Origin of the sequence: Engelhardtia mirabilis, assembly GCF_007748095.1 — a bacterium.
GTDB lineage: Bacteria > Planctomycetota > UBA1135 > UBA1135.
This window is the reverse complement of record NZ_CP036287.1, coordinates 1,182,527-1,202,605: the sequence shown is the minus strand read 5'-3', so window position 1 is coordinate 1,202,605 and position 20,079 is coordinate 1,182,527. Positions and strand designations below refer to the sequence as shown.

The window sequence follows — 20,079 nt, the reverse complement described above, 5'->3', positions numbered from 1 at the left end:
GAATCCGGGCCACAGATCCCTTAGCCCGAGCGGCGAGCTGCTCCTCGATGCGATCGAACACTACGGCGTGGGCGTCGAGAACTGGAACGTCGCGACGTGGCCGTCCGACAACATGGACTACGTCGCATTTGGCGAGTGGCACGCGCCGCGCAGTCCGTACCTCACCCCACCGACGATCGCGAGCGGCTCCGTCACGCTGTACTCGGAGGAGAACTTCCAGGGTCATCGCGTCGAGCTCGACCCCGTCGACTTCTACTACGAGGACTGGACGCACTTCTCGACCCTGCCCGGCCCTTGCGCCGGGGCGCCGTGCGACTTCTCCAACGCCGTGCAGAGCCTGAGCTGGCGCCTGCCGCCCGGAGTCACCGTCAAACTCTGGGAAGACGAGGGCTTTGACGAGGACGACCTTCCGCTCGGCGGCATCGGCTCCTTGGCGAACCTCAACGCCTACCCCGATTTCATCCAGGACGTCGCGAGCCTGTCGGTCCGCACGCCCGATCTCCTGTGGAACAGGTTTGGAATGCACCTGCTGAACGGCGGAGAGCAACGCCAGGTGAGCTCGTTCGATACGAGCGCGCTGCTCCTGCTTCCGCTCATCTACAAGCCGACCCTGATCGAGTTCGAGGCCGGAAACGACGCGAAGCCTCTGGGGTTGATCGACTTCCCCACCCAGTTGCGCACGCTCGAGGGGTCGATCCGCATCGAGTGAGTTCGCCGGCGGGCGAGGCGCACCTTAGCGATCCTCGCTCGCCGTCTACTGGTCCGACGCCGGGCCCTCGGAGGCCCATTCGACGGTGAGCAGCGAATCGTGGTCGTCGTCGAACAGGCTCCGCGAACTTCGCGGGCGGACGCGACCTCGTGCTCGCCGAGAAACTCGCTGCTGTCAGAATCGTGCGCGAGGAGCCGCTCAACGACAACGCGCAGCTCCGGTTTCCCGGCACAGGCCTGGTCCAGGAACGCTCCGCGCTGCCCTGCGGAAAGCTCAACGGCCGCTTCGAACACGCGGGCGGCTCTGGAGTGCAGGTACTCGGACACCTGGCCCCCCAGGTGCCGATCCGCGTGTCGAGCAGCGTCGGGGTCGCTGCATCCGCGAAGTCTCGAATGGCGCCCGCGGCGCACGCTCCGGCGCGTGGTCCCTCGGCCGCGCCGTACAGGACAAAACCCGAGAATCGCTGCCCGAATCCTCGCGCACTGCGTGGATCCAAGTAGAGGGCGCGTCGAGCTCTCAGGTCCCTCACCACCGACAGCCGGATGGCTCTCCCATGCTCCGCAAACTCTCGTTGACGCGCGCCGCCGTGCCCCTCTTGTCCCTGGCGACTCTCGGCGCCCCCGCGCTCGCGCAGACGACCCGCTTCGTGCCGATGCAGTACGCGACGATCCAGTCGGCGATCGATGCCTCGAACACCGGCGACACCGTCCTCGTGTCCCCCGGGATCTACGACGAGCACGACTTGGTCGTCGCGAAGAGCATCACGATCCAAGGCGTGCTCGGCCCCGAGGTAACGGTGATCGACGCCAAACACATGGGGCGCGTGATGCTGATCACCGAGTCTCCGACGATCTCCGGACTCACGCTCACGCACGGAAGGGCCCCGGACGGGTTCTTCGGCCTTCCCGGGCTGCCGGGGATCTATGACTCGGTCAGTGGGGCGACGACCTCCGGTTGGCCAGGACAGGACGGAGGCGCCGGGGAGGCTGGCGGGGCAATCTTCGCGTCGTCGCCGGGGAGCCCGAGGATCGTGAACTGCATCCTGGCAGAGAACCGGGCTGGGGATGGAGGCCCCGGCGGTGCGGGCGGCGCGGGCTTCGACGGCGAATTCGGGCTGATCGCTATCTACAATCCGACCTCAGGAGGACCGGGTGGCGCCGGAGGCCACGGGGGCGACGGAGGAGCAATCTTCGTGAGCGGCGGCGACATGCTCGTCCACCAATGCGTCTTCAGGCTCAACTCGGCCGGCAACGGTGGCGCGGGCGGAGCCGGGGGCCCTGGAGGGGACGCATACTCCAACTCCATCGACTGCACGGCAGACGGCGCGTCCGGTGGCAAGGGCGGGAATGGGGGCGTCGGCGGATACGGAGGAGGCGTCTTGGTCAGCCCAGTCGGTACAGGTGGTGGGACCGTCGACATCCGGCAGTGCGTCTTCACGTCCGCCAGCGCGGGGTACGGCGGTAGCAGCGGTTTCGGGGGCCCGGGCGGGGCGGGGGCCACGGGCCTGTTCTGTAGCTCAGCGGGCGGTTCCACCGGATCGCACGGCCAGAACAGCGGCCCTGGCCTTGGCGACTCGGTCTACGCCTGGGGGGGGACGAATTGCAGCGTCGTCGGCTCGATCGCCACCCCGGTCGGCCAGTCCAAGAACCCGTTCTTGGGGACGACGAGCGCCACGTACTCGAACTTCCCGAAAGGGGACATCACTCCCGGCGGCAACATCTACGCCGATCCGGAGTTCGTTGCCGAGCTGCAGATGGACTATCGCCTGAGCGCCACGTCACCCTGCATCGACGCCGGGGACTCGGCGTCGCTCGCCGCGCTTACCGACCCCGCGGTGCTCGTCGATCGAGACGGCAACCCGCGTTACCACGACGATGTCGCGACGGTCGACACGGGCACGCTCGGCCCGGCCGGCGAGCCCGTCATCGACATGGGCGCATTCGAGTACGGCGCGGGCCCCGCCCCCATCCTGCCAGCCGCCTACGTCAGCGCTCAGCTCGGCAGTCGGGGCGGCTTCGGGTCCTTCGGTACCCCGCTGGACACCATCACGAGCGGCATCGGCGTCGCCGGCGGAGGAACGGTCGCGATCACCGGCGGGACGTATGCCGAGCCCGCAACGCTCTTCAGCGCGCCCGCGCGGCTGATCTCGTCGGGCGGCGCGGTTCGCGTCGAGTGATGAGTCCTACGGCGGAGCCAGCCTGCTCCCGGGCGGCGCGGCGGCCGTCGCGACGATGGAGCTCTTCCCGAGTTGGATCCAGGCTGCGGCCAGCATGAAGTCCAATCCGTCCGAGACCTTCGATGGCCCCGGGATCCACGCCTGCACGTCGCGGAAGATCTCCGCCAGACCGCGGCATTCCCGGCCTCCCTTCCGTCCCTCCATCGTCCTGCTCGGACTGGTTGCCATGTGCGCTGGGCACGGCACTCCCGCCCAGGCCCAGATCTTCCAGTTCTCCCGCGCCGAGGCGGTCCGTCAGGACGTCCCGGGCCTCGAGCCGCGGCTCGATTGGATCCGTGACGAGGCGCCGGTCTACGACAAGCGGTCGTTCCGGGTGCTGGCGGGAGACGACTACGAGCCCGAATCCGCCTTCGTGCGCTTCCTACCCGGCACGCCCGATACAGCTCGCGGGGCGGCCCACGCCCTGGCCGGGATCGGCGATGTCCTCTGGACGTCACGACTCGTGTCCGACCTGCACCTCGTGCGTGTCGACCGCTTCGACGTCGAGCAGACGATCCAGCGCTACCTGGACCATCCCGACACGCTCTACGCTGAGCCGAGCTACCGAGCTCGACCGGGCTTGGACTCGAACGACCCCTCCTTCGTCGACGGAACCCAGTGGGGCATGCAAGGTGGACAGGGTCCGAGCCACGGCGGTTCCAACGCCGAGTTCGCTTGGGACGAGCACCGGGGCAGCAACGACATCACGATCGCGGTCATCGACTCCGGCGTCGATTTCGTCCACCCGGACCTGGCCGGCAACCACCGGACCAACTCGCTCGAGGTCCCCGACAACGGCGAGGACGACGACAAGAACGGGTTCATCGATGACCTGCACGGCTGGGACTTCAGCAGCCTCCCTGGCGACAACATCCCGCTCCCCGACTGCTCCGACCACGGGACCCATGTCGCTGGCACGGTCGGAGCCCAGGGCGACAACAACGTGGGTGTCGTCGGCGTCAGCTGGGACTGCCTGGTGATGGCGCTGAAGTGCCAGACCCCTGGAGACTGCAATTTCATCAGCAACGCACCCCTGGCCCTCGACTACGCCGTGGCCAACGGCGCTCGGGTGTCCAATCACAGCTATGGCGGACCGAGCTTCAATCAGGCAGCGTACGACCTGATCCTGGCGTCGCAGGCCTTCGGGCACCTCGTGGTCGCGGCGGCCGGCAACGACTGGGTCGACACGGACGTCACCCCGCTGTACCCGTCCTGCTACGACCTCGACAACATCATCAGCGTCGCCAACATCGAAGACGACGGTGACCTCTACTAGGACTGTTTCGTCTTTTGTTTCGGCGGTAGCAGCTGGGGTCCGACCACCGTCGACCTCGGGGCCCCGGGGTACGACATCTTCAGCACCGTCAACAGCAACGGCTACGGCTACAAGACCGGCACCTCGATGGCCGCGCCGCACGTTGCGGGGGCCGCTGGGCTGATCTTGTCGCGCTACCCCGACCTCGAGTGGTGGCGCGTCAAGGGCCGCCTTCTCAATGCGGCGCGGCCTCAGCCGACGCTGGCCGGCAAGACGGTGACCGGCGGCATGCTGGACGTCCATCGCGCGCTCGGGGTCTGGGCCGCGCCAACAGCGGGCGGCCTGGTGGTCGGCTCCAAGTTGAGTCCCTACTCGATGAGCTTGAGTCTGCTCGACGGCCTGCCCAAGGCCGTCGCCGAGACCCCGGAGGACGGAGTCCTGAACCTCGTGAGCGGCAACGCGAGCTTTGTCGCCGTCCTCACGAGTGGGCTCGGCACCAAGCGGATCACGATCCAGGCGAGCGGCGGGCCGGTGCTGCTCGGGACCCCCTGACCTCTACCCCCTGACTCCGGGGCCACCATCGGCCCCCGGATCGTGCCGAGCGATCCGGGGGCCGTTCCATGGCGCGAGCGTGGGTTCGGCTCCTGGCTGGAGCGGACGAGAGCACCGTGGGCCTGAGCACCGGGTTGCCTTCGGTCGCAATCGGTCGGCGCTGGCGCCACCCGTCAGCGGCGTCGGCCCCGACGGATCGGTCGGGGGTGACGTGACTCCCCGCCCCCCCCCCGATCCCCGGGCCTACTTGTCCCCGAGGGCCTTCTTGAACAGGTTCCCGAGGTTCGTGCCCAGGGGGCCGCTGCTCTTGACCTTCTCTTTGACGAGTTGGTCGAGCTCGGCCGCGTCGACGGCCTCCTCGGAGCCGAGGATCGCCCCCCGCTCGTCCAGGCGCGTGAGCGAGATCCGGCGCTTGCCGGAGTCCACGGACTGGACCCGCACGGTGACCTTCTCACCGACCTTGAGCACGTCGCCGGGGCGGTTCACCCGCTGGCCGCCGCCGAGGATCTGGCTCACGTGCAAGAGGCCGTCGAGGCCGGGCGCGATCTCGACGAACGCTCCGAACTCCTGCAGGCGCGTGACCGTGCCCTCGATCACCGTGTCGTCGGCAAAGCGCATGGCCGCGTCGTCCCAGGGGTCGGGCTCCAAGGCCTTCATGGACAGGGAGATGCGCTTGCCGCCCTCCTTGACCTCCAGGACCTTGGCCTGGACCACGTCGCCGACCTTCAGCACCTCGTCGACCTTGTCGACGCGCTTGCGGCTGATCTGCGACACGTGCACCAGGCCGTCCACGCCGCCCAGGTCGACGAACGCGCCGAAGGTCTCGATGCGCGAGACCTTGCCCTGGACGTCGTCGCCCGGGTGCAGGTGGCCGACGATCTGATCGCGCAGGGAAGCGCGCTCGCGCTCGAGCACCTTGCGGCGCGAGACCACGAAGCGCTTCTTGCCCGGGTCGACCTCCATCACCTCGACCACGAGCTTCTGGCCGACCAGGGTCGAGAGGTCCTCGACGTGACCACCGGAAGCCTGTGAAGCGGGCATGAAGGCGTGCAGCGGACCGATCTGGACCTCGAGGCCGCCGGAATTGACGGCGCTGACCATGCCTTCCACGTGGGAGCCCACGGAGACGTCGTTCCAGGCGGCGAGGGCACGGGCGCGGCGGCGGCTGAGCAGCCACAGGCCGTCCTTCTGGCCGTGCATCGTGAATTCGTAGACCTCGCCCTCGGTCGGGGGCGCGTCGAATTCACCGGCGTCGATCACGCCCTGCATGCGCGGGCCGATCTCGACGATCACGTCGTCGCCGCTGACCCCCGCGATCTTGCCCTTGACCAGGTCGTCCTCGGACCGGCCGCGGCGCCCGGCGCCAGCTTTGGACTTGGAGCCTTTGGAAGACGCGACTTGTGACGGGGTCGGATCGAGGTCGATGTCGAGCAGGCTGCCGACGTCGGCCAGCGCGGCTTCCAGGTCGGCGTCGACCGGATCGCGCTCGGAGGGCGGTTTGGGAGTCATCGGATCGGGGGTCGTGGGCCCGCTTCCGGCGAGCCTGACGGGGTGAGACGAAGCCCGGGATTCTACCCCCGGGAAGCGGCGCTGCGGGAAGTCCGTCGCAGGCTCGAATCACCGTTCACAAGAGCGGTGGTCCGCCGACGCCAGCGGACGGGCGGCGGTTAGCATGGGCCTCGCCCCCCCCGGATCGACGTAGCACCTCCCATGAAGACCCTGCTGAGCCAATTCTGCGAGGAGTTCGAGGCCGCCGTGCGGCCGCTCCTCGCCCCCCTGAAAGACTTCGTGGAGACCCTGGTGGCCGGTTCCGAGACCCACTTGGGCGCCGGAGTCAGCCGCGAGGTTCTGCCGGGATTCCAGGACGTCAGCCACCAATTGCGGGTCCTGGCCGACAAGGTCGCCGAGCAGCAGGCCTATGTCCTGATCTTCGGCCCCCTCAAGAGCGGCAAGTCGACCCTGATGAACGCCATCGGGGCCGCCTACGTGAGCGAGGTCACGGCCCTGCCGGCCTACCCTTGCATGGTCTACGTGTCCCATTCGGACACCCGGGAGTTCGTCGTCACCCGCTACAACGGCGACGAGCAGTCCTTCGCGGCCCCGGCCTCGATGCGGATGCAGGTCAACCGCGACCACGCCGAGCTGGCCGACCGGATCCGGGCCGAGGAGAACCGGGGCACCGACTTCGACCCCGCCCTGCACTTCCCGGACGCCATCCGGCGCATCGACGTGCGCGTGCCGGCGGCCGCCCTGGCCGAGTCGGGCGCGGTGTTGGTGGACACCCCCGGGCTCTACAGCCGCATGAAGTTCGGCTACGACCAGATGACCCGCGAGTTCCGCGACACCGCGGCCTGCGCGATCTTCGTGGTCAAGACCGACAACCTGTTCCTGGAGCAGGTCTTTGCCGAGTTCCAGTCGCTGCTCAGCCTGTTCAGCCGCATCTTCCTCGTGGTCAACGTCGACACGAACAAGATGGACCTGCGGCCCGACGGCAGCCTGGCGCCGAGCCTCGAGCGCGAGGATCCGGTGCGGGTGATCGAGGCCTTCGAGACCCTCTCCATGAGCGCCCAGCTCAAGCAGGCGGTCGAGGAGCAGCGGCTCAAGATCTACCCGGTGGACCTGTTGCGCGCGGCGAGCTCGCGCCTGCAGCACGAGTTGGCCGGCGAGAACAGCGGCCCCGCCGACGAGTATGCCGGGCGCGCCGACTTCGAGGCCTTCCTCGGCGACCTGACCGACTACCTCAACTCCACCGACTACCTGGTGGCCTTCCTCGGCGACAGCCTGCGCCACGGCTCGAACCTGATCGGCCGCGCACGCGAGCTTTCCGGCCACGAGGTGGTCGCGGACGTAGCACGGCGGGTGACGGCCCTCGCCGGCGAGCGCGACGACCTGCAGGACACTCTCGCCGCGCTGGATCGCCTGACCCGTTTCGACTGGAAGGACGCCTTCTCGGACCTTCCGGCGCACCTCGCCTCCCACGCCGACGGCGAGGGCGCGGGACTTTGGAAGCGCAGCCTGCGCGCGGTCTCGAATGCCATCGACGGTTGGTTCGAGGGCGACAAGAGCGTCGCCGCCCTCATGCGCGAGGATCTGGGCGAGGTGGTCGGCGCCTTCCAGACCAACTTCGCGACCCTGGCCGAGGGTGGCCTGAAGGAGCGCGCCCACAACTCCACCGCCGGCGCGCTGATCGACGAGCGCGCGGCGCGCGACCTGGACACGGTCGGGATGCGCCTGGGCGACTTCGCCAGCTCGGGCCTCGTGGCCGTGCTGCCGGCGACCCACGCCCGCGGCCTCGAGATCGAGCTCGACCTCGAGCAACTGCCGGTGCGCCGCTCGCTGCTCGACTGGATCCTGTTCCGCCGCGTCGCCTCCGTGCGGCAGCGGTTGATCGGTCCCCTCGCCAAGCCCGACAGGTCGATCAGCCGCGGCGACAAGGCCCGCCGCCTGGGCGAGGCCGGGCGCGAGTGGCTGCACGTGGCCATTCACGGCCGCGTGGACGGCGCCTACAACGAGGTCTCGAAGCGCGTCGCCGCCGACATGGCCAGTGAGTACTCGAACGCGGTGATCGCCGCCGTGGTGGCGCAGATCGAGGCCAACCGCGCTTCGACCGCCGAGCGCCTGGACCGCGTCCAGACCCAGCTCGGCGAGCTCGAGGCCCTGGCCGATCGGCTCCAAACCCTGCGCTCGCGCCTGGACGATGCTTCCGGCGCCATGGAGCAGCTGGAGGAGCGCTACGACGAGGCCGACCCGGCGGCCCTGACCCTGGAGCTGGATGAGGCCCAGGTCGCCGACGAAATGGCTGCGGTCGAGCTGTCGACCATCGAGCTGGAGCCCGTCCCGCGGATCATGCCGGAGGCCCCGGCCGAGGCCAGTGCGGAGATCGAGCTCGAGGCCGAGAGCGCTCATTCTTCCGACCGGCACCCTGACGGGTCGAACGCCGACCAACGTTGACCGTCCTGAGGGTCGAGGACCGGCCCCGCTTGGGGCCCTACTGCTGCTTCACCGGCCAGACGATCCGGCCGTGGTACCACCGTCTGCTGTTCGGGCTGTACCACCTGGCCACCGCGGTGGCCCTGGTGATGTATATGCTCGAGGCCCTGGCCGACAACGCGCCGGTGGTCTACGACTTCGCGGCCGGGGTCGGCGGGGCCGTGATCTACCTCTTGTGCGTGCGCGCGCCGCGCATCCACGCGGTGACGCTGGTGCTGGTCTTCGCGATCGCCACCCAGTCGGCGGTCGAGACCTTCGGTGAAGAGCAACCCCTGGACCTGGCCGGGCTGCCCGGTTGGATCGCCGGCGCCGAGGGACTGCTCGAACGCAGCGACGAGTTCCTGTTGCAGGCCGCGAAGACCACGACCTTCACCTCGGTCGCCGCGATCCACGCCCTGGTCACGCTGATCCCGCTCGGTGTCCTCGTCGCCGGACTCCTGCGCTCGCGACGCCTGCCCCAGCGCCTGTGGTTCGCGCGCTTCCATCCGGTCTGGCGCCGCCGCTACACCGACCGCGAGACCCCCCACCCGTTCCTGGGCGTCCTGGCCGTGATGCGCGATCCGCTGCTGGCGGAGAAGCTCGTCTGGTTGCAGTTGCCGCCGGGCACGGACGCCCTGCGGATCGGCGCACGCGGCACGCTCGAGAGCGCGACCGACCCGCGCGTGCCCCTGGCCGAGCAGTTGGGTGACCTGGTCTTGTTCCGCGAGCGCGGCCTGCTGCACGCCAACGGCCCCGTGCCCAGCGGCGGTCACGCGGAACTGCGCACCTTCCTCGAGCCCCTCAACCCCGCCGGGCACATGGGCCTGGGCGAGCGCGTCTTCGCCGAGGTCGACAGCCTGCCGGTGCGCGACCTACACGCCGAGGAGAACGCCCTGTTCGGCAAACACCGTCCGAACCAGCAACGCCCGCGTCTGTTCGGTCTGCTGCTGGATTCGCGCCCCAACGTCGATGCCGAGGAGCCCGGCCTGCCGCGCTTCGTCGTGCTGCTCGAGACTCGGGAGGGCATCGTGACCGAGTACGGACACCCCGATCTCGAGACGCGCGCCCCGATCGAGTTCGACGGCCGCCAGGCGCGTCTGCCCTGGCGCACCGCCGACGAGGAGGGCACGGCTCTGCGCTTGGTGCGAGGCGTCGATTCCGTGCACGGTGTCACGGGTCCCGGCGGACACTATCAACTGCTGTTCGTGAGCTTCGGCGCGGGGAACGGGGCATGACCGCGCCGCCGCGCGCGCTGCTCTACCTCGCGGCCGACCTCGAGGATCGGCCGCGACTCTTGGCGGCCATCGAGCGGGACCCCGCGGCCGACGCCGGGATCTACCTGTTGCCGGACTCCTCGCGCATCTCCGAGCGCGACGTGCGCGGGCGGCGTGCCCCCCTCGGCGCCCTCCTGTCTCCACTCGCCGCATCGAACGAGTCGGCCCTGGCCGACGTCGCGGCGCACCTGCTGCCGCTGCCCGAGCTCGGCGCCGAGCCCGTGCCGCGGATCGTCGACCTGCGCCTGATCGGGCTCGCAGCCAGCGCCTTCGACGCCCACTGGCCGGCCCCGGGCGGCGGGCAATTCGAGGTGCGCTCGGCCGCCTTCGCCCTACCGGGCCGGCGCGAGGGGGCGGTGCTCGCCTCGCGCGGCGCGCCCCACGGACCCTGGCTGCGCCCGATCGGCGCGGTCGCCCCCGAGGTGTCGGCGCTGCTCGCACTCCTGGCCGAGCTAGGCATCCAACACAGCGGCCCTGCCCTGTTCGAGAACTGGTTGTCGGCGCCCGCCCGCGACGGCATGCACTTCGAGCCGGAGGATGCGAGCGAGATCGTCGACGGCCTGCGCGCCCTGTTGCGCGAGGAGGTCCTGGGTGACGGCTCGGGGCCGCGCGAGGTGCGAGGCTGTCAGATGTCCATCTCCACCGAGACCGACGGCGCGCACCTGCGCTGGCGCATCGAGCTGCGTCGCGGCGACGACCGCCGACTGCTCGAGCACACCACCGCCCGCTACTCGCCCGACGCCGTGGCCGAGCTCTTGGCCGTGGTCGACGCCCGCCTGCAGCCCTACTGGCTGCTCGTGTTCGACCGCGTCGAGGGCCTGGGCGCGAGCTTCGTCGGACTGGTCGAGCTGCGCCGCTTCCTGGTCGAGAACCTGGACCAACTCGAGGGGGCGCTGCCGTGAGCGAGCCCGCCACGACCCTGCGCCTGGAGCTGGCCCACGGCCTGCCGCGCACGCCGCGCGGCGCCGTCGACGACTCGGCGAGGATGCCCGAAGCCTTCGCCCACGCACGGGTGATCCAGGAGGGCGGCGCGGACGGGCTGCGCGCCCTGCGCCGCTGGCCGGGCGTCACGCGCCTTGGCGACGCGGCCGACACTTGGCGCTGGGAGCCCCTGCCCGACCTCGTCGAAGGCCTGCTGGCGTCCCTGGAGTCTGCCGGCGCGGCGCAGCTCGAGGTCCACGCCCCGGCCGAGGTGCAAGAGGCCCTGCGCCAGCGTGCACCGCGCACGTGGCAGCTGCTGCTGCAGCGCACACGCCTGGTCCAACGGGGCGAAGCCTGGTCCCTCGAACGCCGCGGGAGCGACCTGCGAGTCACCTACCTGCCCGAGCACGCGAGCGGGCCGATCGAGGTCGACTGCCCGCTGCTGTCGCTGGCGGCCCGCCTGCGCGGCGGCGGCGAGCTCGGCCCCGAGTCCGGCGGCGAGATGTGGGAGCGCGCCGGGCGCGACGAAGTCCGCAAGCTCCTGCGCGAGCTGCTGCGCGCCCGCTGGCTCCATCGCCGTCTACCGCCCGGAGTCCGCTGGAACGCCGCCGACGGAACCTTCGACCTGCGCCACTCCGAGACCCGGCCACGAGTGCGCGAAGACCTGGGCGAGGGGGCGGGGGACGTCCCCCGACGCCTGTTCGTCCAGTGCGAGGCCCTCTCGACCCAACTCGAGTTCGCCTGCGCCCCGGGCAGCGAGCTGCCCCTGGCCGTGGTCCGCGCCGGGCTCACCTGGCTGCTCGACCGCGCCCGCGACGAGCCGTCCGTGGTGCTGACCCGCGACGGGCAGTTTCCGCGGGAGGGCTAGCCGAGGGGCCCGCGTCGAGTGCCAGGCACCCGGCGGGCGCCCCGCGGCAGCCAGCGAACTCGTCACGGCACCGACAGCACCACCGCGTTCGAGGCCGAGACCTGCTGCGCGGCGCCGCCGTCCAGGGTCCAGCTCTGCACGTACATGCTCGTCCCGGACGGGATCGCCGCCGGCCAGGTGATGGCGAGGCCCGCCTGGCCGCCGGCGTCGGACAGGTAGGGAATCTGCAGGGCGGGGTCGGGCACCAGGGTGCCGCCGAAGAGCGGGATCCCGACCGCGAAGCCGCCGACCACGTGTACGCCGATGGAAGCGCCCGGCAGGTGCTCGACCTCGAGACCGATGGCGGCGCCGCCCGTGGGCACGCCGTAGCCGCGCAGGTAGGGCTCGCCGCCCGAACCTTCGAGGGCAAGACCGAGGTCCTCCCAGACACCGCACTGCACCACCGCCACGCCTTCGCTCAGGGCGCTGACCCACAGGTCACCCGTCGGCTCGAAGGCGCAGGCCGTCGTCTGCCAGTGGGGCAGGGGCGAGCTGCCGTAGGCGTAGACCGTCCAACTGGCCGCGTCGGCGATGGGCCCGTCGATCAGGCAGACGGTGCTGGGCTCGTTCGAGCCGTTGCCGCGCGAGGTCAGGCCGATCAGGCCGTCCGCGCGCACGTCGATGCCCGGCACCTGGCCCGCGGGCAGGGGCGAGTTGCTCGGCTCGTAGAACTGGAAGGTCGCGCCGTCGTAGGTGACCAGCCCGTCCACGGTGCCGAAGTAGAACGTGTCGTCGGGGCCGATCGCGAAGCTCGAGATACCGCCCTTGTCGAAGAAGTAGTCCGCGTAGGGCAGCGCGACCTTGGTCCAGGCCGTGCCGTCCCAATGGTGCAGGTCGAACCAGGCGGCGATCCAGACGTCGCCGTCAGAGTCGCTCTCCATGCCTGGAAGGCCCAGCACGGCGTAGGGCTGAATCGGTTCCTTGACCCACAACTGCGCCTGGTCGTCGAAACGATAGGGCGTGCCGTTCTCGGTCGCCGCGAACACGTTGCCCTGGGCGTCCTCAGCGAAGAACGGGAACTGGGTCACGCCCATCCCCGGGTTGTTCTGCCAGTTCCAGAAGCCGTCGAATCCACCGGTCTCGTCGTCCCAACGGGCGATGCCGTTGCCGCCGAACCAGAAGCGACCCTGGCTGTCCTCGAAGGCGCCGCCCATGGGCTCGTTGCCCGCGAAGGGGTAGGGCTCGGCGCCCAGGTTGTGGGCTCCCCAGTTGCGCCAGACGCGGCCGTCGAAGCGCGACAGGCCGGCCTCGTCGGTGGCGACCCAGAGGTTGCCGCGCGAGTCGACGTCGAAGCGGTCGACCCAATACCAGGGCATGCCCGTGTTGTAGCTGTTGAAGTCCTCGAGCAGGGCTCCGCCGCCGTCGAAGCGCCCCACCGCGCCGATGGTCCCGATCCACACCTCACCACTCTGCGGGTCGGGAGCCACCGAGAAGATGATGTTCAGGCCCGACACGAAGGTGTGGAAGCTCTCGCCACCGTCGGTGGAGCGCAGAACGGTGCCGTGCCAATTCGCCACGTAGACGGCGCCGTCCTCCGGATCCGTCGTCAGCGTCGTCGAGCTGTCGAAGCCGTACTGCTTCAGCGTCTGGCCGTCGAAGCGGTAGTAGGCGAAGCCACTGCCGACCAAGTTGGTGTTGAACCAGATGTTCCCGAAGCCGTCCTCGGCCATCTCGTCGAAGCGGTCGACGCCCTCGCCCAGCAGGGTCCAGACGCCACCTTCGAAGCGCGCGACGCCGGTCAGGGTGTTGTTGGCCACCCACACACGACCCTGGCTGTCGGCGAAGACCTCCGACAGATCCGTCCACGGCGCGGCGAAGGGAATGTCGTCCGGCACCGTGTAGCGGTTCCAGCCGTCGACCCCGTCGAACTCGTAGACGGCATCGCCGGAGGAGCTGGAGCTCGAGCTGTTGAACCAGATGTCGCCGTCCGGCGCGATCGACAGGTCGTTGACCACGTCCAGGGTCATCGGCGAGTTGCCGGAGTCGAAGACCGTCGCCGCGCCATCCACCCAGTGGACCAGCCCCGCGCCCGTGGCGATCCACGCGCTGCCGTCGGCCGCGAACTCCAGGTCGTTCACGAACTGCGACGGCAGGTCGCCCGCCGCCGAGGAGAGCACGGTCCACCGGTCCGTCTGACGGTCGAGGATCCCGATGCCCCCCTCACCCCAGAAGGGCCAACGGGCGCCGACCCACACGTCCCCGTCGGGGGCGTGGCGGACGAAGCGGACCTCCTCGCCGGGGATGCCGGAACGAGAAGGGTCGATGACCGTCATCTCCTGGGCCCGGGCGGTGGAGACGAGGGCGGTGAGCGAGAGGAGGGCGGTGAGCAGGTTGAGCTTCATGGGACGTCAGGGGTCGGGGAGCGGGACGGATCGAAAAGAAGAGGAGCAACTCCCGTACCGCGGCTCGAGCGGGGACCCTGGGGCCCCCAGGGCGCTTGGCAGTCCTTGGAGTGGACCGCGAGTCCAGGTCCTGGACGGTCGGCTCGAGGAACTCCAACGATCGGAGCACCTCGGTCACGGACAGGCGGATGTGCGCCCCGCCGGTTGCAGTCGCGCCGCCGCAGTTGTCGCCCCCGCTCGCCGCCCGTGGCTGGGAATGCAGCCACCGAGAGCGCCGGGCACGCAACGCTCCGCGGAGAGGGGATACGAGCACTCGACCTGCGCCCCTGGAGGAGCCTCGGCGGCCCGGTGATCGACGACCGGCGCGGTGGGTCTCCGGCAACACGGACATCCCGCCGACAACGACGATCCCCCCACTCGAGCGATTCGGCGCAATCGCACACAGTCCAAGCCGAGATCTCGACGCGCGACGAACCATCGACTCGACTCGCCATCGAAGCGTGAAGCAGCGCGCCCTCGCGCGCGAATTCAACGCGCACACGGCCGCTGGACCCTCGAATTCGCGCCCCTAGAACCAGAATATCGGCTGAACTCGGCGGGCAACGGTGCCCCGACCGATGCGCGGCCGACAGTGCGACCACACCGCTCCCGATCCGAGATGTCCGAGCCTGGTGAGAGTGACCGGACGTCCGGTCGGGGCGGATCGATTCGACCGCGCGAGCGTCGCGCCGACAAGCCGACCGCGGCAGCCCCCCCGCCGCCCGGTCCGATCGCGGGGGCGCTGGTCCTCGACGGCGCCGGCCGAATCATGGCGCCAGCTCCCCAGTTGGCGTCGGTCCTGACGGTCGTTCCCGGTCGCGAGCTCGGCGATGGACCCTATCCGGGCCTGGCCGCGTCTCTGGTCGCCCTCGCGCGGGAGGTCACCACCTCAGGCATCCCGCAGGAGGTCGAGCGCGCGATCGACGGCGGGCCGCGCCTGCGCTTGATCGCGACTCCCATCGGCCCCCTCTCGCTGGCCGAGACGGCGCTGTGCGTGGTCGAGGTCCCCAACCCGCGGGACGATCGCGATCGGCTCAATCGGATCGTGGACGGGATCCCCCACCAGCTCGCGCTGCTCGACTCGAGCGGGAAGATCGTCACGACCAACCGCACTTGGCGCGAGACCGCAATGGGCCACGGGGCCACCACGGAGCAAGCCGGGGCCATCGGGCTGAACTACCTCGAGGCCTGCGAGCCGGACCCGGCTCAACCGCCTGCACGCGTGGCCACGGCCGACCATGGCGACGCGAGCATCGAGGAGATTCGGGCGGGGCTCGCGCAGCTCGTGGCCGGCGAGCGGGACTCGCTCGAGGTCGAGTACCCCTGCCACTCCCACGACGAGGAGCGCTGGTACCTGATGCACGCCGCGCGGATCGCGTCGCCGCCCGAGGTGGTCGTGACCCACTTCGACATCACCCGCCGCAAGCGTGCCGAGCTGCGCCTGCGCGAGCTGGCCGACCACGACCCCCTCACCGGCCTGCTCAATCGCCGCGGCCTGGCCGTCGCTCTCGAACGCGAGGCCCAACGGGCCCGCCGCCAGGGCCACGCCTGCGCCGCGGTGCTGATGGACTGCGACGACTTCAAGACGGTGAACGCCATCCACGGCCATGCTGTCGGCGATGCCCTGCTGACCGCGATTGCGACGCGGACCGCTCGGGCCCTGCGGCCCTACGACGTGCTCGGGCGGGTCGGTGGCGACGAGTTCATCCTGCTGCTGCCCGAGCTGAGCGCTCCCCAGGCGGCCAAGGCCGCCGAGCGTGTCCGCCGGACGGTGGCGGGCACGCCCTTCGAGCTCAAGGGAGCAAGGCTGAACCACAGCGTCTCCATGGCCGTGGTCGCCCTCGATCCCCGCGCATCGTCGATCGAGGCCATCCTGCGCGACGCCCACGGCGCCCTGCTGCGAGCGAAGACGACCACCAAGAACTGCGTCGTGACGGCCTGATCATCGCCCCGGTCCGTTCCACTCCGGCGACTTGTAGATGGGGCTTGACGGAGCGACGGCGTGGGGCGCAGGCTTCAGACCGCCCGAGCGTCGACAGTTCGATCGGAGTCGACGAGCGCTGGCCCACCGAGCGACCGCCGGGGCGTCGCCATATCCAATCGAGGAACTGGTCGTGAATCGTCCGCTTGCACTTATCAGCTGCGCCGGGCTGGCCTTGGTGTCGGCGATCGCCGTCCTTTCGCGAGAGGATGCACCTGCCGATCCCACCAACCGTGGCGTCGGTCCGCTCTCGGAGGACGCGGCGGGGTCATTGCCCGATGGGGAGCCGCTCGAGGTCGATCCCCTGCGCATGGCGGAGGGAATCGCCGAGCGAGTCGAGCCTCAGGAATCGCTTGCGGGTCGATCTCCCGATGCCGAGCGCCAATCGATCGACGCTGCCGTCGACTCGCCCGCGCTGCGGGCCTTCCTCGATCGGCTGAACGAGGCTCGACTGGACGAGTTCGATCTCGAGGGGCTCGAGGCCCTTCGAGCTGAACTGAAGTTGATTCAGGCCGACCTCAGGTTCGACTTCGTAACGGCACTCGGTCCCGAAGAGGATCTGCTCGACCCGACCGAGCATGAAGAATCGCGGAGGTGGCTCGACCTGGACACGATCTATCTCCCCTGCAGCCGACCGGGCTTGGAGGGCGCTGCCGCTGCGGCGTACGTCCGGGTCGACGGGGTGCGTGGCGGTGACCTCTACGTCGCGCGGGACGCTGCACGCTTGATCAGGTCGGTCGGCCCCTACCGGCAGTCGCTGCTGGACTCGATCGACCGATACATGCAGAGCCCCATCGTGACGTCCGCGGTCGATGCAGGGGTGGAGATGGTGCTCAAGTCGGACCTCTCCAAGGCAGTCTGGTTCGACGCCGAAGGAGACGTCGTGGCCTATTGGGCCGATTCGGCCGCGTTCTGATGGTTACGGTCGGCGCCGCGAAACAGGCGGCCCCGGCCGATCAAGGCCCCCATCGAAGACTGAGGCGTTCGGACGGGTGCCTGGCACCGTACGAACGCCTCAGTCCACCTGCCAGGTGTCGCGGGTGTAGAGCAGGTCGCGCAGCTTGCCCGGGCCCTTGGTCTCGAGCACCTTGTCCACCTGGGCGTTGAGGCGCTCCTCGAAGACCGGGGCGTCGACGCGGCGGAAGATGCCGACGGCGGTCGGGCGCGTCGGATCGGCGTCGAGCTCCGCAAGCAACTGCGCCGGGGCGGTGCTGTTGCGCGTCGGGTCCCAGGCCTCGGCCTCGTCGGCGCTGCACGGGACGACGTCGAAGCCCTCGAAGCGCAGGCCCTTGTCGTGGTCGGAGCCGTAGATCATCGGCTCGCCGGGGACCAGGTCCACCGTGCGGTCGTCGCGCACCTTGCGGCCGGCGACGCCCTCGAAGGCGCCGTCGTTGAAGATCACGCAGTTCTGGAAGATCTCGATGAAGGCCGTGCCCTCGTGCTTGGCGGCCTCGTGGAAGATCTTCTCCATGTGCTTGGGGTGCGTGTCCATGGTCCGCGCCACGAACGTCGCACCGGCACCGAGGGCCAGCTGCACCGGGTTGAAGGGGCGGTCGATCGACCCGTAGGGCGTCGACTTGGTCTTCAGGCCGACCGGCGAGGTCGGCGAGTACTGGCCCTTGGTCAGCCCGTAGATCTGGTTGTTGAACAGGAGCACCTTCACGCCCACGTTGCGCCGCAGCATGTGGATCGTGTGGTTGCCGCCGATCGACAGGCCGTCGCCGTCGCCGGTGACCATCCAGACCGAGAGCTCGGGGTTCGCGGTCTTGACCCCCGTCGCGATCGCCGGCGCGCGGCCGTGGATCGAGTGGAAGCCGTAGGTGTTCATGTAGTACGGGAAGCGGCTGGAGCAGCCGATGCCCGAGACCACACAGAACTGGTGCTTGGGAATGCCGAGGTCCGCCAGGACCCCCTGCACGCTGTTCAGGATCGAGTAGTCCCCGCAGCCCGGACACCAGCGGACGTCCTGGTCGGACTTGAAGTCCTTCTTGGTCAGCGTGGCGCTTCCCGCGTCGTGTGCGTCTTGAGTCATTGTTTCAGCGCTTCAGGAGGTCTTCGATGCGCTCGACGAGCTCGTGGGTGGCGAAGGGCAAGCCCTGCACCTTGGGGTAGGACGCGAAGTCGTGCTTGGGGAACTCGCTACGCAGGAGGCGGCACATCTGCCCCATGTTCAGCTCCGGCACGAGCACCGTGCGGAAGCGGCTGAAGATGCCGTCGAGGCCCTTGGCCATGGGCCAGATGTGGCGCAGGTGCACCGCGCCGACGCTCAAACCGCGGCCGGCGCAGATCTCCACCGCGGAGCGGATCGAGCCGGCGGTCGAGCCCCAGCCGCAGACCAGCACGTCGCCGCTCTCGGCCCCGAAGACCTCGGGGTCCGGGATCGTCTCCTGGACGTTCATGACCTTCTGCGCCCGCAGATGGCTCATGCGCTCGTGGTTGTGGGCGTCGTAGCTGATGTTGCCCGTATCGCCGTCCTTCTCGAGGCCGCCGATGCGGTGCTCGAGGCCGGGCGTCCCGGGGATCGCCCAGGGCCGCGCGAGCTTCTCGTCCCGAGCGACGGGCGAGAAGCCCTCCGTCGCCGTGTGGAAGGTGACGGGGAAGGCCTTCAGCGACTCCATCTCCGGCAGGCGCCAGGGCTCCGAACCGTTGGCGATGTAGCCGTCGGAGAGCAGGATCACCGGCGTCATGTACTGCACCGCGATGCGCACGGCCTCGATCGCCGTCTCGAAGCAGTCCGAGGGCGTCGAGCAGGAGACCACCGGCATGGGCGCGTCGCCGTTGCGGCCGAGCACCGCCTGGTAGAGGTCGGACTGCTCGGTCTTGGTCGGCATGCCCGTGGACGGACCGGCGCGCTGGATGTCGACGATCACCAGCGGCAGCTCCGTCGCGATCGCGAGCCCCATGGCCTCGGTCTTGAGCGCCATGCCCGGTCCCGACGTGGTGGTCAGGCCCAGGTGCCCGGCGAAGGAGGCGCCGATCGCCGAGCAGATCGCCGCGATCTCGTCCTCGGCCTGGAAGGTGCGCACGCCGAAGTTCTTGAACCCCGCCAGCTCGTGGAGGATGTCCGACGCCGGCGTGATCGGGTACGAGCCCAGGAAGATGTCCAGGCCCGCGAGCTGCGCCCCCGCGACCAGGCCGATCGACAGGGCCTGGTTGCCCATGATGTTCCGATAGGTCCCGGGCTCCAGGGTCGTGCACGGCGGCACGTCGTAGCGCGTCTGGAAGTGCTCGTGGATGTCACCGGCGTTGAAGCCGGCCTTGAGCGCCGTCTGGTTGGCGGCCACCAGGTCGGGCTTCTTGGCGAACTTTTTGGCGAGCCAGTTGAGGGTCGGCTCCAGCGGGCGGCTGTACAGCCAGTACATCAGCCCCAGGGTGTAGAAGTTCTTGCAGCGCTGGACGTCCTTGGGCGACAGACCCGACTCGGTCAGGGCCTGCTTGACGCGCTCGTTGATGTCGATCTCGATCGTGCGGTAGCCGTCCAGGGTCCCGTCCTGGCGCGGGTCCGTGGCGCAGCGCGCCTTCTTGAGGTCGAGCTCCTTCCAGTTGCCCGTGTTCAGGATCACCATCCCGCCGGGCTTGAGATCCTTCAGGTTCACGACCAGGGCGGCCGGGTTCATCGCCACCAGCACGTCCGGCGCGTCGCCGGGGGTGTGGATGTCCGACGAGCTGAAGCGCACCTGGAATCCCGACACCCCGGGGCGGGTGCCCACGGGGGCGCGGATCTCCGCGGGGAAGTCCGGCAGGGTCGCGAGGTCGTTCCCGACCGCGGCCGAGGTGCTCGTGAATTGGTTGCCGGTGATCTGCATGCCGTCGCCAGAGTCCCCGGCGAAGCGGATCACCACGCTCTCCTGCTGCTGCAGGGGGAGCTCGGCGCCAGTGTTGGTAGGAGTCGTCATCGGAGGGGGGACCCGATCC

Annotated in this window: 12 protein-coding genes and 1 pseudogene; 9 read left to right on the top strand and 4 right to left on the bottom strand. The window is 69.7% G+C overall.

Annotated features, from left to right (window positions below):
- Nucleotides 1-67: 67 nt before the first annotated feature.
- The 3 genes and pseudogenes from Pla133_RS04460 to Pla133_RS04450 all read left to right on the top strand — a co-directional run bounded on the left by Pla133_RS04460 (nucleotide 68) and on the right by Pla133_RS04450 (nucleotide 4,731).
- Nucleotides 68-709: a hypothetical protein gene (locus Pla133_RS04460; RefSeq protein WP_145062883.1), complete on the top strand. Its 642-nt coding sequence runs from the start codon at nucleotides 68-70 to the stop codon at nucleotides 707-709.
- Between the two features lie 553 nt (nucleotides 710-1,262).
- A complete protein-coding gene (locus Pla133_RS25945) occupies nucleotides 1,263-2,885 on the top strand; it encodes a pectinesterase (RefSeq protein ID WP_419192123.1) in 1,623 nt (540 codons plus the stop codon).
- 55 nt (nucleotides 2,886-2,940) lie between these two features.
- Nucleotides 2,941-4,731: pseudogene (locus Pla133_RS04450) on the top strand (S8 family peptidase).
- A gap of 243 nt (nucleotides 4,732-4,974) precedes the next feature.
- On the opposite strand, the gene Pla133_RS04440 reads toward Pla133_RS04450, so the two are convergent.
- Nucleotides 4,975-6,240 (bottom strand): 30S ribosomal protein S1, encoded by a 1,266-nt coding sequence (locus Pla133_RS04440; protein ID WP_145062878.1) that lies wholly within the window; start codon nucleotides 6,238-6,240, stop codon nucleotides 4,975-4,977.
- 201 nt (nucleotides 6,241-6,441) lie between these two features.
- Between Pla133_RS04440 and Pla133_RS04435 the strand changes: the two genes are divergently transcribed.
- Genes Pla133_RS04435 through Pla133_RS04420 form a run of 4 tightly spaced genes read left to right on the top strand, consistent with a single transcriptional unit; the run spans nucleotide 6,442 to nucleotide 11,763 of the window.
- Nucleotides 6,442-8,682 (top strand): GTPase domain-containing protein, encoded by a 2,241-nt coding sequence (locus Pla133_RS04435; RefSeq protein WP_145062876.1) that lies wholly within the window; start codon nucleotides 6,442-6,444, stop codon nucleotides 8,680-8,682.
- Nucleotides 8,679-9,935 carry a hypothetical protein gene (locus tag Pla133_RS04430; protein WP_145062874.1) on the top strand — a complete coding sequence of 419 codons (1,257 nt, stop codon included), beginning with the start codon at nucleotides 8,679-8,681 and terminating at the stop codon, nucleotides 9,933-9,935. Before Pla133_RS04435 ends, Pla133_RS04430 begins: the two co-directional genes overlap by 4 nt.
- Complete coding sequence (locus tag Pla133_RS04425; protein ID WP_145062872.1) at nucleotides 9,932-10,876, top strand: hypothetical protein; 945 nt, start codon at nucleotides 9,932-9,934, stop codon at nucleotides 10,874-10,876. Before Pla133_RS04430 ends, Pla133_RS04425 begins: the two co-directional genes overlap by 4 nt.
- Entirely contained in the window at nucleotides 10,873-11,763 is an 891-nt protein-coding gene (locus Pla133_RS04420) for a hypothetical protein (protein ID WP_145062870.1), read from the top strand. The genes Pla133_RS04425 and Pla133_RS04420 overlap by 4 nt, the downstream gene beginning before the upstream one ends.
- 62 nt (nucleotides 11,764-11,825) lie before the next feature.
- On the opposite strand, the gene Pla133_RS04415 is transcribed toward Pla133_RS04420, so the two are convergent.
- Nucleotides 11,826-14,144: a ligand-binding sensor domain-containing protein gene (locus tag Pla133_RS04415; RefSeq protein ID WP_145062868.1), complete on the bottom strand. Its 2,319-nt coding sequence runs from the start codon at nucleotides 14,142-14,144 to the stop codon at nucleotides 11,826-11,828.
- Nucleotides 14,145-14,952: 808 nt separating this feature from the next.
- Between Pla133_RS04415 and Pla133_RS04410 the strand changes: the two genes are divergently transcribed.
- Nucleotides 14,953-16,125, top strand: a complete 1,173-nt coding sequence (locus Pla133_RS04410; protein WP_419192122.1) for a sensor domain-containing diguanylate cyclase — start codon at nucleotides 14,953-14,955, stop codon at nucleotides 16,123-16,125.
- Between the two features lie 37 nt (nucleotides 16,126-16,162).
- Nucleotides 16,163-17,080 (top strand): hypothetical protein, encoded by a 918-nt coding sequence (locus Pla133_RS04405; RefSeq protein WP_145062864.1) that lies wholly within the window; start codon nucleotides 16,163-16,165, stop codon nucleotides 17,078-17,080.
- A 99-nt stretch (nucleotides 17,081-17,179) separates the two neighbouring features.
- On the opposite strand, the gene Pla133_RS04400 is transcribed toward Pla133_RS04405, so the two are convergent.
- Together Pla133_RS04400 and Pla133_RS04395 are read right to left on the bottom strand one after the other, a co-directional pair.
- Entirely contained in the window at nucleotides 17,180-18,196 is a 1,017-nt protein-coding gene (locus Pla133_RS04400; RefSeq protein WP_145062862.1) for a 2-oxoacid:ferredoxin oxidoreductase subunit beta, read from the bottom strand.
- 4 nt (nucleotides 18,197-18,200) lie between these two features.
- Entirely contained in the window at nucleotides 18,201-20,060 is a 1,860-nt protein-coding gene (locus Pla133_RS04395; RefSeq protein ID WP_145062860.1) for a 2-oxoacid:acceptor oxidoreductase subunit alpha, read from the bottom strand.
- Nucleotides 20,061-20,079: the final 19 nt, after the last annotated feature.